General features: G+C 72.4%; 13 protein-coding genes. 6 read left to right on the forward strand and 7 right to left on the reverse strand.

Features of this window, described 5'->3' with window-relative positions; translation table 11 throughout:
• Nucleotides 1-182: 182 nt before the first annotated feature.
• On the reverse strand, nt 183-962 hold the full coding sequence (locus tag LB823_RS22970) for a CPBP family intramembrane glutamic endopeptidase (protein ID WP_224651975.1): 780 nt from the start codon (nt 960-962) through the stop codon (nt 183-185).
• A gap of 64 nt (nt 963-1,026) precedes the next feature.
• On the opposite strand from LB823_RS22970, the gene LB823_RS22975 reads away from it, so the two are divergent.
• Nucleotides 1,027-2,487 (forward strand): NCS2 family permease, encoded by a 1,461-nt coding sequence (locus LB823_RS22975; protein WP_224651977.1) that lies wholly within the window; start codon nt 1,027-1,029, stop codon nt 2,485-2,487.
• A gap of 6 nt (nt 2,488-2,493) precedes the next feature.
• On the opposite strand, the gene LB823_RS22980 is transcribed toward LB823_RS22975, so the two are convergent.
• The gene (locus LB823_RS22980; RefSeq protein ID WP_224651979.1) at nt 2,494-3,330 is read right to left on the reverse strand and encodes a hypothetical protein; all 837 of its coding nucleotides are present in this window, start codon (nt 3,328-3,330) and stop codon (nt 2,494-2,496) included.
• A gap of 78 nt (nt 3,331-3,408) precedes the next feature.
• Here LB823_RS22980 and LB823_RS22985 point away from each other — a divergent pair, with 78 nt between their 5' ends.
• Both LB823_RS22985 and LB823_RS22990 read left to right on the forward strand, forming a co-directional pair.
• The gene (locus LB823_RS22985) at nt 3,409-3,972 is read left to right on the forward strand and encodes a TetR/AcrR family transcriptional regulator (RefSeq protein WP_224651981.1); all 564 of its coding nucleotides are present in this window, start codon (nt 3,409-3,411) and stop codon (nt 3,970-3,972) included.
• Complete coding sequence (locus LB823_RS22990; protein ID WP_224651983.1) at nt 3,972-5,501, forward strand: MFS transporter; 1,530 nt, start codon at nt 3,972-3,974, stop codon at nt 5,499-5,501. Before LB823_RS22985 ends, LB823_RS22990 begins: the two co-directional genes overlap by 1 nt.
• Before the next feature lie 10 nt (nt 5,502-5,511).
• Here LB823_RS22990 and LB823_RS22995 read toward each other — a convergent pair whose 3' ends face one another.
• Nucleotides 5,512-6,246: a DUF2470 domain-containing protein gene (locus tag LB823_RS22995; protein ID WP_224651985.1), complete on the reverse strand. Its 735-nt coding sequence runs from the start codon at nt 6,244-6,246 to the stop codon at nt 5,512-5,514.
• Nucleotides 6,247-6,337: 91 nt separating this feature from the next.
• On the opposite strand from LB823_RS22995, the gene LB823_RS23000 reads away from it, so the two are divergent.
• Nucleotides 6,338-6,733: a hypothetical protein gene (locus LB823_RS23000; RefSeq protein WP_224651987.1), complete on the forward strand. Its 396-nt coding sequence runs from the start codon at nt 6,338-6,340 to the stop codon at nt 6,731-6,733.
• A gap of 12 nt (nt 6,734-6,745) precedes the next feature.
• Here LB823_RS23000 and LB823_RS23005 read toward each other — a convergent pair whose 3' ends face one another.
• Together LB823_RS23005 and LB823_RS23010 are read right to left on the reverse strand one after the other, a co-directional pair.
• Nucleotides 6,746-7,705 (reverse strand): hypothetical protein, encoded by a 960-nt coding sequence (locus LB823_RS23005; protein WP_224651989.1) that lies wholly within the window; start codon nt 7,703-7,705, stop codon nt 6,746-6,748.
• 92 nt (nt 7,706-7,797) lie between these two features.
• Entirely contained in the window at nt 7,798-8,775 is a 978-nt protein-coding gene (locus tag LB823_RS23010) for a hypothetical protein (protein ID WP_224651991.1), read from the reverse strand.
• Nucleotides 8,776-8,862: 87 nt separating this feature from the next.
• On the opposite strand from LB823_RS23010, the gene pheA reads away from it, so the two are divergent.
• Both pheA and LB823_RS23020 read left to right on the forward strand, forming a co-directional pair.
• The gene (gene pheA, locus LB823_RS23015; RefSeq protein ID WP_224651993.1) at nt 8,863-9,795 is read left to right on the forward strand and encodes a prephenate dehydratase; all 933 of its coding nucleotides are present in this window, start codon (nt 8,863-8,865) and stop codon (nt 9,793-9,795) included.
• The gene (locus LB823_RS23020; protein ID WP_224651995.1) at nt 9,792-10,421 is read left to right on the forward strand and encodes a histidine phosphatase family protein; all 630 of its coding nucleotides are present in this window, start codon (nt 9,792-9,794) and stop codon (nt 10,419-10,421) included. Before pheA ends, LB823_RS23020 begins: the two co-directional genes overlap by 4 nt.
• Before the next feature lie 6 nt (nt 10,422-10,427).
• Here the strand turns inward: LB823_RS23020 and deoD are convergent, their stop codons facing one another.
• The gene (deoD, locus tag LB823_RS23025; RefSeq protein ID WP_224651997.1) at nt 10,428-11,135 is read right to left on the reverse strand and encodes a purine-nucleoside phosphorylase; all 708 of its coding nucleotides are present in this window, start codon (nt 11,133-11,135) and stop codon (nt 10,428-10,430) included.
• A gap of 37 nt (nt 11,136-11,172) precedes the next feature.
• Complete coding sequence (locus LB823_RS23030; RefSeq protein WP_224651999.1) at nt 11,173-11,517, reverse strand: metallopeptidase family protein; 345 nt, start codon at nt 11,515-11,517, stop codon at nt 11,173-11,175.
• Between the last annotated feature and the right edge of the window lie 28 nt (nt 11,518-11,545).

Below are 11,545 nucleotides of genomic sequence, written 5' to 3' on the forward strand. Positions count from 1 at the left end.
CCCTGGCGCGGGCGGGGGATGCCCTGCGGGTGCCGGGGCGCGCGGGAGCGCGGGTCGCCCTCGGGGACCTGCGACCAGGCGAGGTTCCGCTCGTCGCGCGGTCGTTCGTCGTTCACGCACATCGACTGTACGGGCCGCAACTGAGAAATCGGCTCAGCGCGTGATCCGGGTCGCAGGCCGGGTCAGCCGAGGAAGCCCAGGTGCGGGCGGAGCAGCGCGTAGCCGACGAAGGCCACGACGTCGAGCAGGAAGTGCGCGATGACCAGCGGCCACAGCCTCCGCCAGCGGTCGTAGGCTGCGCCGAAGACCACGCCCATCACGAGGTTCCCCAGGCCCGCGCCGAAGCCCTGGTACAGGTGGTACGAGCCGCGGAGCACTGAGGACGCCGCGATCGAACCGGCCCGCCCCACGCCCAGCTGACGCAGCCGGGTCATGAAGTAGCCGACGACCACGACCTCCTCCGCGACGGCGTTCCCCGCCGCCAGCAGGACGTAGGTGAGGATCCGCCACCACTGCACGTCGCCCGACGCGGGCACCACGCTCGCGGTGACGCCCAGCGCGCGGCCGGCCGCGTACAGCGCCAGCCCGGGGATGCCGATGAGCGCCGCGAGGCCGGTGCCCAGCCCCACGTCGCGCAGCACCTGCCGCCGCGGACGGCGCAGCGCGAAGCCGATGTCGGCGAACCGGATCCCGGAGCGATACAGCAGGTACAGCGCCAGCGCGGCCCAGCCGAAGAGCTGTACCGCGCCCAGCACCTGCAGCAGGAAGTCGATCACCGCGTGGGGGCTGCGGACGGGGTTGAGCGTCACCGTCGTCCCGCGGACCCCGGGCCCGAGCTGGTAACCGATGAGGCGCACCGTCGAATACAGGCCCGACCAGGCGAAAGTCACCAGCAGCACGATCGCGACCTCGGCGCGCAGCGGGCGGCGCTCGGCGGTCGGGACGGGCTCGGGGGCGTTCACCGGGCCACCCTATCGGGCGCGTTGTACGATCGCGCGGTCCTACCGCCGCTGAAGGGGAACACGCGTGTCCGCACCCACCGAGCCCCAGCTGGGGCCCATCGACCGGTACTTCCGCATCTCCGAGCGCGGTTCGACGGTGCCCCGCGAGCTCCGCGGCGGCCTCGTCACCTTCTTCACGATGGCCTACATCGTGGTGCTCAACCCGATCATCATCGGCGGCGTCGTCGGCAACTCCAAGAACGTCGACGTGCTCGGCAACGTGCTGCCCACCGCGCAGGTCGCCGCCGTCACCGCGCTCGCCGCGGGCCTGATGTGCATCGTCTTCGGCGCGATCGTCAACTACCCCTTCGGCATCGCCGCCGGGCTGGGCGTCAACAGCCTGCTGGCCGTGAGCATCGCGCCGCAGGTCACCTGGCCCGAGGCCATGGGCCTCGTGGTGATCGACGGCATCATCATCGTGCTGCTCGGCGTCACGGGCTTCCGCACCGCGGTCTTCCGCGCCATCCCCGCCGAGCTCAAGGCCGCGATCGCCGCCGGCATCGGCTGCTTCATCGCGTTCATCGGCTTCGTCGACGCGGGCTTCGTCCGGCGCATCCCGGACGCCGCCGGCACGACGGTGCCCGTCGGCCTCGGCATCGGCAACTCCGTCGCGGCCTGGCCGACGGCGGTCTTCGTCTTCGGCGTGCTGCTCATCGGCGTGCTCGTGGTGCGCAAGGTGCCGGGCGCGATCCTGCTCGGCATCGTCATCACCACAATCGTCGCCCTGATCGTGCAGAAGGTGGCCGGCCTCGGCCCGTCGTTCAAGGACCCGCACGGCTGGAGCTTGAACATCCCCGAGCTCCCGTCGAGCCTCGGTGGCCTGCCGGACCTCTCGCTGGTCGGCGAGGTGGACGTCTTCGGCGCCTTCACCCGGATCGGCGTGCTGGCCGCGTCCGTCCTGGTCTTCGCGCTGGTGCTGTCGAACTTCTTCGACGCCATGGGCACGATCACCGGCCTCACCAAGGAGGCGGACCTGATGCGCGAGGACGGCACCGTCCCGAACATCGGCAAGGCGCTCGCCGTCGAGGGCGCGGGCGCGATCGTGGGCGGCGGCGCCTCGGCCTCGTCGAACACGGTCTTCGTCGAGTCCGCCTCGGGCATCGCCGAGGGCGCCCGGACGGGCCTGGCGAACATCGTGACCGGCGTGCTCTTCCTCGCCGCGATGTTCTTCACCCCGCTCTACGAGGTGGTCCCGTCCGAGGCCGCCGCTCCCGCGCTGGTCATCGTGGGCGCAATGATGCTGGGCCAGCTCAAGGACATCGACTGGACCAAGTTCTACGTGGTCCTGCCCGTCTTCCTCACCGTGGTCTCGATGCCCTTCACCTACTCGATCGCCAACGGCATCGGCATCGGCTTCATCACCTGGGTGGTGATGGCCGTCGCGCGCGGGAAGGCCAAGGAGGTGCACCCGCTGCTGTGGATCGTCTCCGGGCTGTTCCTGCTGTACTTCGCGAAGGAGCCGATCGAGGTGCTGTTCGGGATCTGACGGGAGCTACCTCCCGTCGCCGCCCGTGGGATCGCCCGACGGTGACTCGTCCAAGCTCGGCGCGCGGCCGCGGCCGGCCTTCTCGGCGGCCTTCGCGTCCTTGTCCATCTGCTTGGCGAGCGCCTTGGCCTGCTTCTCGACGGCCTTCTGTTCCTTCTTCTTCGCGCGCTTGCGGCGCTGCACCTCGAGGAAGATCGCGACGGCGATCGCGGCCACCACGCCGATGATCACGCCGATGAGCGTGGACCACCGGAACCCGGCGGCGTTCTGGTCGAGCTTGGTGCGCGCGTAGTTCGCGCCGCTTCCGGTGCCGATCGCGACGGCCAGCGTCATGAGGTTCGGCACGGCCGCGACGACGGCGATGAGCCCGAGCACGGTCGCGATCTTGGGATGGCTCGCCGCCCGCTTAGCCGCGAACCACAGGATCAGGAGCGGCAGCCCGGCGCAGAGGAAGCCGATGCCGAGCCCGAAGACGGTGCCCTTGAGCGTGCCGCCGTCGGTGCCGACCCAGCCGACCAGCATGTCCGCCCACTTGCGCGGCAGGTAGGCGGCGAGGGCGAAGTACGCGGCGATCAGGACCGCCACGAGGATCGCGGCGACGATCGCGCGCTTGAGCCACTTCTTCGCCGCGTCCCCGGCGCGGGTGGCGGCGTCGCCGGCCGCCGTCTTGGCCCGCGTGGCCACGTCGTCCGCATGGGTCTTGGCCCGCGTGGCCGCGTCGTCGACGTGGGTCCTCGCCCGCGTCGTCGCGTCGTCGACGTGGGTCTTCGCGCGCGTCGCGAAGTCGGGCTTCGACGCGCCTTCGGGCTGGTCGGGGGTGGGATCGTCCGGTGTGGCGCTCATCGCACCAATCTAACCCGATCTTTGCCGCCGCACATAGTGTACGTTTGTACATGTACAAACGTCCATGAGGAGAGAGTGATGCCCGCAGCACCCCGTCGGCGCGATCCCGAGCGCCGCCGTCGCGAGATCGTCGAGGCGGCCGCGGCGATCGTTGTGGAAGAGGGGCCCGACGCTCTGACCCACCGCAAGGTGGCCGCGCGCGCCGGGGTTCCCCTCGGCTCGACCACGCAGTACTTCGCGACCCTCGACGACCTGCGCGCCGCCGCCCTGACGTCGCTGATCGTCGAGGCGGAGGAGTGGCTCGACGAACTGGAGGCGACGTTCGTCCGCGAGGGGGCATCTCCGACGGCCTACGTCGCGGCGCTGCACCGCTACCTGTGCGACCCGAATCTCGTCGGGGCCGACTTCGCGCTGACCTGTGCCGCGCCGCTGCATCCGGGGCTCAAGGAGCTCAGCGACCGGTGGGCGGCGGACTTCGCCGCGACGCTCGAGCGTTACGTCACGCCCGAGAGCGCCGCGGCCGTCGCCATGTTCACCGACGGCGCGATCATGCACACCACCCTCACCGGACGACCGGCCGATCCGGGTCTGCTCGACCGCGCGATCACCGCCCTCTGGAACCCCCGACAGGAGACGAACTGATGACCGACCTCCAGACTCCGATCGTGGCGTCCGCCGCCCGACGGTGGGCCGCCGCGCTGCTGCTCTCGGCGAGCCTGCTCGTCATCACCGTCGACATGACGATCCTCAACATCGCCGTGCCGGACCTGGCGGCCGACCTGAGGCCGACTGCCGCGCAACAGCTCTGGATCATCGACGTCTATTCGCTGGTGCTCGCCGGCCTGCTCGTCTCCACCAGCTCGCTCGGAGATCGCTTCGGGCGCAAGCGGATGCTGCTGCTGGGCTACGTCGTCTTCGGCGTCGCCTCGGCGCTCGTGCTGTGGGCCGAGACGCCCGCCCAGGTGATCGCCCTGCGGGCTGCGCTCGGCGTGGGCGGCGCGATGATCATGCCCACGACGCTGACGATGCTGCGCGTGATCTTCACGGATCCGGCGGAGCGCGCCAAGGCGCTGGGCCTGTGGGCCGCGGTCTCGGGCGTCGGCGCCGCGGTCGGGCCGATCGTGGGCGGCGTGCTGCTCGAGAACTTCTCCTGGCGAGCCGCTTTCATGGTCAACGTGCCGATCATGGTGATCGTGCTGATCATCGGCGTCTTCCTGCTCCCCGAGTCGAAGGTCGCGACCACCGGCGCCTGGGACTGGCTCGGCGCGCTCATGTCGATCACCGGGATGGTGGCGCTGGTATGGGCGATCAAGCGGTTAGCGAAGGACCACACACTGCTGTCGGGTCCGGGGCTGCTCGCCCTGCTGCTCGCGGTCGTGGTGCTCGGGCTGTTCGTCCGGCGGTCGCTGCGCCGGGAGGACCCGCTGCTCGACGTGCGGCTCTTCGAGCGCCGCCAGTTCTCCGCGGGGATCCTCGCGGCGCTCGGCGTGATGTTCGCGATGGCGGCGGCGCTGCTGCTGCTCGCGCAGTGGATGCAGTTGGTCGCGGGGTACGGCCCCATCGAGACCGGCGTCCGGCTGCTGCCCGTCGCGGTGGCCGCGGTCGTCGCGTCGCTCGCCGCGCCGTGGCTGGCGAACGTGCTCAATGCGCGCGTCGTTCTCGCCGGCGGCCTCGTCGCCGCGGCGGTCGGCATGGTGCTCATCGCGGCCCCCGCGCAGCTTGATTACGCGGGCCTGCTCGCGCCGCTCGTCCTGGTCGGCGTCGGCATGGGCGCGATGACGGTGGCCTCCGCGATGATCATGTCCGGCACGCCGGAGGAGAAGGCGGGCAACGCCGCCGCGCTCGAGGAGACGAGCTACGACCTGGGCAACGTGCTCGGCGTCGCGATCCTCGGCAGCGTCGCGGCCATGCTCTACACGGCCGACGCCGACTTCGGCTCGATCCCCGGCGTCGACGCGGCCACCGCCGGCGCGGCCGGGGAGTCGCTGGGCGCCGCCATGGCGATCGCGCAGCAGGCGGGCCTGCCCGCCCTCGCCGAGCACGCGACCACCGGCTTCACCGCGTCACTGCAGACGACCGGCCTGGTCGGCGGCGTGATCCTGTTCGCCGTCGCGCTGGGCGTCTACGTGCTCACCCCGAAGGGCACCGACATCACGCAGCAGGCGCACTGAGCTCGGCAGATCAGCTCGCGCGGAGGCCGTTGAGGAAGGGGCAGCCGAGCAGGATGCGGATGCTGCGCTGCAGAGCGGCCATGTCGTCGGCGGGCTGCGCGAAGTTCAGCCGCACGTCGACGTCGGAGAGCTCGTGGTGCTCGGCGCGCAGGCGGATGCCCAGGCGGTCGATGCCCAGCAGGCGGATGCGGTGGTTGCGCAGCTTGCCGGGCAGGCGGCGGGCGAGCTGCCCGACCATCTCCGGGTGCCCGGTCTCGACGTGCGCGAGCCAGGCGGTCTCGTAGCCGGCGAACGGATCCGGCTCGGCGGCGGCCAGCTCGTCGCCCGTCACCGACGAGGCGCCGGCGGCGTCTGCGAGCACGGCCGTCTCGATCGGCATGGTCAGCAGCCGCGCGCCGTTGCCCACGTCGAGCAGCGCCTCGAGCGGGTTGTCCACGGCGATGCGGGCGGCGAGGGCGGCACCGTCGGCGACCTCGGACAGCCGGCCGGACAGCCACACCAGCGAGCGGGTGCGCTCGCGCAGCGGCAGCGGCGAGATGTCGTTGATCTCGACCATGGCGCGCACGCCCTCGAGCCAGGGCGAGTCGTCGGCGACGGCGACCACCAGGCGATCGCCCAGCATGTGGTGCAGCGCGACGGTGATCGGTTCGTAGCCGTCGGCCGCGAGGACCGCGGCGTGGGGGACGGCCGCGATGGAACGGACGCGCTCGGCCGGTGTCGGCTCGGCGATGGTCGGGGCGCTCATGACGACTCCTCTCGCTCGGTGGTTGTCAGTCATGAAGGTAACCCTAACCTAATGCGGCGAGCAACCCCGGGCAAGAGTTAGGGTCATCGTGATGGCGATCGAACTGGAGTTGCTCGCACCCCCGCGCGAGCCGATGTCCCTGGTCGACGGGCTGGCCGTGGCGGCACCGTCGGGCCGTGCGAGCTGCACCTACGCGCCCGGCGACCCCACCGCGCTGGCGGAGTTCCTGGTGCACGGCGTGCACGACGAGGGTCCCGGTTTCGAGATCGCGGTGGCGGACGCCGACGAGGCCGTCGCCGTGCTGTGCGCCGTCGTCGCGGCGCTCACCGGCGACGACATCCCGGCCGCGCTCGCGGCGCCCGACGAGGCGCGCCTGGCCGCGCTCAACCCGATGGCGCAGGACGCCGTGCGGGAGCGGCTGCGCCACGTCGTGCTGCCCGACCCACAGGCGCTCACCGACCGCCTGCACGCCCTGGGCCTGAAGTAGCTCCGCGGCCGTTCAGGGGAGCTGATCGACGGGGGCCGACCACGCGTCCGCGCACGGCGAGGTGGTCCGCACGGCCGCGCCGCGGTTGAACCAGGTGGTCAGCGCCGGCCCGGCCAGCGTGTGGCCCGTCGCCTCGTCCAGGTCGGTCCACAGCGCGGCGGCCGCCGCCGCGCCCTCGAGGTCGGCCCGGCTGATCCCGTGGTCGACCATCATGCCGAGGATGCCGCCCGTGAGGCAGGCGCGCTGCGCCGCCTGGCGCCGCAGGTACTCCGTGCCGAGCGGGGTCGCGCTGCCGCCGACCTGCGTGACGAGCGCCTTGACGTCGGCGCGCTGGCCCCCGTCGAAGGAGACGCGGATGGCCGCGATCCGCGCCAGCCACTCGATCCCGGAGCCGAGCTGGCTGCCGATGCTGCTCACCATCGACGTGTAGTTGGTGGCAGAGCCGCCGGAGCAGACCCAGAAGCCGAGGGTGGGCTGATCCGTGGGGCAGCCGGTGGACGCGGGCGCGAGATTGCCGGTCGACTCGAACACCGTGATCCGGGGCATCCGCGTGCCCCAGACCCGGCCGAAGCAGTCGTTGGCCGCGTCGGTGAAGGCCTGCATCCCGCCGAGCGTGGTCGACCAGGCGGGGAGGGTGCACGCCGGTGCACTCAGGGTCTTCGACAGGATCGCGTTGAACCGCACCTGATTCACGGTGGGGACGGCCGGGGTGGTGATCGTCGGTACGTGGAGGGTCGCGGGCTCGAGCGTGGGCGCCGCGGTCCGGTCCGGCTTCGTCGCGGCGCCGACCGCCAGGATCGCGACCGCGGCGACCGCGGCGACGACGAGGAAGGCGACCGTCGTGATCAGCACGACCAGGGCGATCTGCATCCTGCGGGACAGCCCGGCGGGCTGCCGCGGGCCGGCCGGATGGGGCTCGTAGGGCACGAACGCCGGGTACTGGTCGGGCCGTGTGTCCTGCGGTCCGGTCATCGCTGATTTCCCCCGTTGATCGTCGTGAATGCGAGGAATGAGTCTAACGAAGAATCTCAATGGGGGTTGTGTAACCTTCGTCGCACTGCGGGCTAGGAGACCTGGTCGACGGGGACGGTCCAGGCCGTCCGGCACACGTCGAGGGTGGGCGAGAGGCGGCCGCGATCGAACCAGCTCTGCGCCGTGCCGCGGGCCAGCACGGACTGGTTCGACGTGGCGCTGATGATCGTCCACGAGGCCGCCTCGCTCGACGCCTCCTCCATGTCGCGCGGCTGGATGCCGTGGCCCACCAGCTTCGCGAGCGTGCCGCCCGCGAGGCAGAGGTTCTGGACGTGCCGGCGGCGCAGGTGCTCGCCGCCCTGGACGCCGGTCGGCCCGCCGTCCAGGCGCACGAGGGCGTCGACGTCCGCGGCGACGCCGCTGCGCCGCTCGGCGCGGCCGGCCACGTCGAGCGCGAGCCACATCAGTGCGGCGCCGGCCTGGCTGCCGATGCCGGAGCGCGCCCGGTCGTAGTTCATGAGGAGGACGTCGTCGCAGGTGACGATGCTCTCGACGTGCTTGCTCGCGGTGCACGCCCCGGGGACGGTGCCGTCGGCCCCGGGGGTGAAGACGTCGACCCGCACGGCGGGCAGTCCCCACATCCCGCCCAGGCACCCGGTCCCGGCCTGGGCGAAGGCCTGCATGGCCGCCCGCTCCGTGGACCAGGCCGGGAGCGGGCACGACGCCGGGGCCGTGAGGGTGGTCGCGAACAGGCTGTTCGCGGTGATCTGCGCGACGCTCGGCGCGGGCGGCGGCGTCGCCCGCCCGGTGATCCCGGGCAGCGCCGCGTCGTCGCGGTCGGACTTCGAGACCGCGGCCCAGCCGACGGCGCCCGCGAGGAGCACGACAGCGACGACGAGGGTGAGCCAGCCGGCCAGGCCCAGCCGGCGCGGGTTCCGCACGTCGCCGGTGCCGTACAGGCCGTTCGCGTAGGGGCTGCCCGTGGGCAGCCGGTTCGAGCGCCACGGGTTCGGGCCCGTCGGCGCCGGTCCCGCGCTGATCCGGTCCAGTGGATTCTCGTCCTGCGCCATATCGCCCCCTGTTTCTGCAAGAACGAAATGACTGTACTGAATCACCGGAGGGCCGCCCCACCGCGGCGGCCCGGCTAGGCTCGGGGCGTGACGCGCATCGCCTACTTCGGCCCCGAGGGGACGTTCACCGAGATGGCGCTGCTGCAGTGCCAGGAGCTCGCCGCCCGCGGCGCGATGGCGGTGCCGGGCGTCGAGCTCGTCGGCGCGGAACGGATCAGCGCTCCCAGTCAGGTGGCCGCCCTCGAGATGGTGGCCGACGGTGCCGCCGACCTCGCCTGCGTGCCGATCGAATCCTCCGTCGAGGGGCCGGTCACGCCCACGCTCGACACGCTCGGTTTCGGTGCGCCGCTGCAGATCTTCGCCGAGACGGACCTCGCCGTCGCCTTCTCCATCGCCTCCGCGAAGCCCCTCGACGAGGCCCGCACCGTCGGCGCGTACCCGGTGGCCGCCGCGCAGGTCCGCGCCTGGCTCGCCGCGAACATGCCGCAGGCGCAGGTGGTTCCGGCGGCCTCGAACTCGGCCGCCGCGCTCGACGTGGCCGAGGGGCGCGTCGACGCCGGCGTCACCACGGCCCTCGCCGCGCGGATGTACGGCGTGACCGAGGCGGCGACCGGCGTGGCCGACGTGGCCGACGCCCGCACCCGGTTCGTGCTGTGCGGCAAGCCCGGTCCCGCGCCGGCGCGCACCGGCAGCGACTGCACCTCGGTGGTGCTCGACGTGCCCAGTCGCCCCGGCTCGCTCGCGCTCTGCATGGCCGAATTCGCGCTGCGCGGCGTCGATCTCACCCGCATCGAGTCGCGCCCGAAGCGAACGGTCTTCGGCAGCTACGTCTTCCACTTCGACTGCGTCGGCCACATCGACGATCCCGCGGTCGGCGAGGCGCTGCGCGCCCTGCACCGCGTGTGCGACGAGCTGCGCTTCCTCGGCTCCTGGCCCCGCCCCGGCGGGCCCGGCACGGCCCCCGTCGACCCCGGCGACTCCGAGGCCTGGTTCGACGGCCTGCGCAGGGGCGAGCGATGACGGGGCTGCTGCACCTGGTCCGGCACGGCCAGACCACCGCGAACGTCGCGCGGATCCTCGACACCCGCCCGCCCGGCGCGCCGCTCACGCCCGAGGGGGCGGAGCAGGCCCGCCGCTACGGCGCCGAGCGGCCGGACGCCGCGCCCGCCGTGCTGCTCAGCTCGGTCGCCCGCCGCGCGCAGCAGACCGCCGGGCACATCGCCGCCGCGTGGGGCGTGGAGACCGCCGCGATCGACGGGGTGCACGAGGTGCAGGCCGGCGACCTCGAGGGATTCCACGACGAGGCGTCCATCAAGGTCTTCCAGGACGTCGTGCGGGGCTGGTACGAGGGCGACCCGACCGCCGCGATGCCCGGCGGGGAGAGCGCCGAGGACCTGCTCGCGCGGTACCTGCCCGCCGTCGACGCGATCCGCGCCGAGCACCTGCCGCGCGGCGACGCCTACCTGGTCAGCCACGGGGCCGCCATCCGGCTCGTCGGCTTCCACCTGTCCGGGGTCGACGGTGCCTACGCGCACAAACACCACCTGCCGAACACCGGCGAGATCGTGCTCCGCCCCGTCGACGGCGGCGCGTGGGAGCTCGTGAGCTGGGCCGACGCACCGTCGCACCTGGACCCGATGGGCTAGCGCCCGTCAGCTGAAGGCGGCCTCGATCGCGATGGCCGCGGCGGCGGCGAAGCTCTTCTCGCGGTCCTCGGACGGCATGGCCTCCTCGCGGAAGAGATGGTCGCTGACCGTGAGCACCGTCAGCGCCTCCCGGCCCTCCGCCGCGGCGACGGCGTAGAGCGCGGCGGTCTCCATGTCGACGCCGAGGACGCCGTGATCGCGCAGCCCCTCGTGCAGGCCAGGGCGCGCCAGGTAGAAGTGGTCCGAGGAGTACACCGGGCCCACCCGCACGGGCGTCCCGGCGCGCTCGGCGGCGTCCACCGCGGCGCGGAGCAACGGGTACGAGGCCGCGGGCGCGAACTTCACGCCCGGGATGCGCGGGTCGTTGATCGCCGAGTCGGTGTGCGCGGCGGTCGCGACGATCACGTCGCCCAGGGCCAGGTCGTCCTGGAAGCCGCCCGACGTGCCGACCCGGATGATCCGCTGCACGCCGTACTCGCGGTAGAACTCGGTGGCGTAGATCGTCATCGTCGGCATGCCCATGCCGGAGCCCATCACCGAGATCGGCCGGCCGCCGACGGTGCCCGTGTACGCCTCCATGCCGCGCACCTCGTTGACGAGGCGGGCGTCGTCGAACAGCGTCTCCGCGATGCGGCGCGCCCGACGCGGGTCGCCCGGCATGAGCACGGCGGGTGCGTAGTCGCCGGGGGCGGCGGAATTGTGCGGGGTCGGCATGCGGATTCCTTTCAGGCCCAGCCCAGCCCAGGTTCGGTCAGGCCCAACCCAGGTCGTGCAATCGGTGGTCGTCGATTCCGAAGTGATGGCCGATCTCGTGCAGCACGGTCACTCGGATCTCGTGGCGCAGCTGCTCCTCGGTGTCGCAGATGTCCATGAGCGCTTCGCGGTAGATGGTGATGGTGTCGGGCAGGGTGCCCACGTAGTTCCAGTCCCGCTCGGTGAGCGCGATGCCCTCGTACAGGCCCAACAGTGTGGGCTCGTCCTCGTTGCGGTCGCGGACCAGCACCACCACGTTGTCCATCGCCTTCGCGAGCTCGGGCGGGACGTCGTCGAGCGCGTCCGACACCCACTCCTGGAAGGCGCGGCGGGAGACGTGCACGGCTACCGGCCGGGGGCGGGCGTCGGGG

Origin of the sequence: Tsukamurella sp. M9C, assembly GCF_020169415.1 — a bacterium.
Taxonomy (GTDB): Bacteria; Actinomycetota; Actinomycetes; order Mycobacteriales; family Mycobacteriaceae; genus Tsukamurella.

What these genes read in the sequence shown, in the direction of transcription:
- LB823_RS22980 (WP_224651979.1), bottom strand. Translation starts at nt 3,330, where the DNA reads ATGAGCGCCACACCGGACGATCCCACCCCCGACCAGCCCGAAGGCGCG.
- LB823_RS23020 (WP_224651995.1), top strand. Translation starts at nt 9,792, where the DNA reads ATGACGGGGCTGCTGCACCTGGTCCGGCACGGCCAGACCACCGCGAAC.
- LB823_RS22990 (WP_224651983.1), top strand. Translation starts at nt 3,972, where the DNA reads ATGACCGACCTCCAGACTCCGATCGTGGCGTCCGCCGCCCGACGGTGG.
- LB823_RS23010 (WP_224651991.1), bottom strand. Translation starts at nt 8,775, where the DNA reads ATGGCGCAGGACGAGAATCCACTGGACCGGATCAGCGCGGGACCGGCG.
- LB823_RS23000 (WP_224651987.1), top strand. Translation starts at nt 6,338, where the DNA reads ATGGCGATCGAACTGGAGTTGCTCGCACCCCCGCGCGAGCCGATGTCC.
- LB823_RS23005 (WP_224651989.1), bottom strand. Translation starts at nt 7,705, where the DNA reads ATGACCGGACCGCAGGACACACGGCCCGACCAGTACCCGGCGTTCGTG.
- deoD (WP_224651997.1), bottom strand. Translation starts at nt 11,135, where the DNA reads ATGCCGACCCCGCACAATTCCGCCGCCCCCGGCGACTACGCACCCGCC.
- LB823_RS22985 (WP_224651981.1), top strand. Translation starts at nt 3,409, where the DNA reads ATGCCCGCAGCACCCCGTCGGCGCGATCCCGAGCGCCGCCGTCGCGAG.
- LB823_RS22995 (WP_224651985.1), bottom strand. Translation starts at nt 6,246, where the DNA reads ATGAGCGCCCCGACCATCGCCGAGCCGACACCGGCCGAGCGCGTCCGT.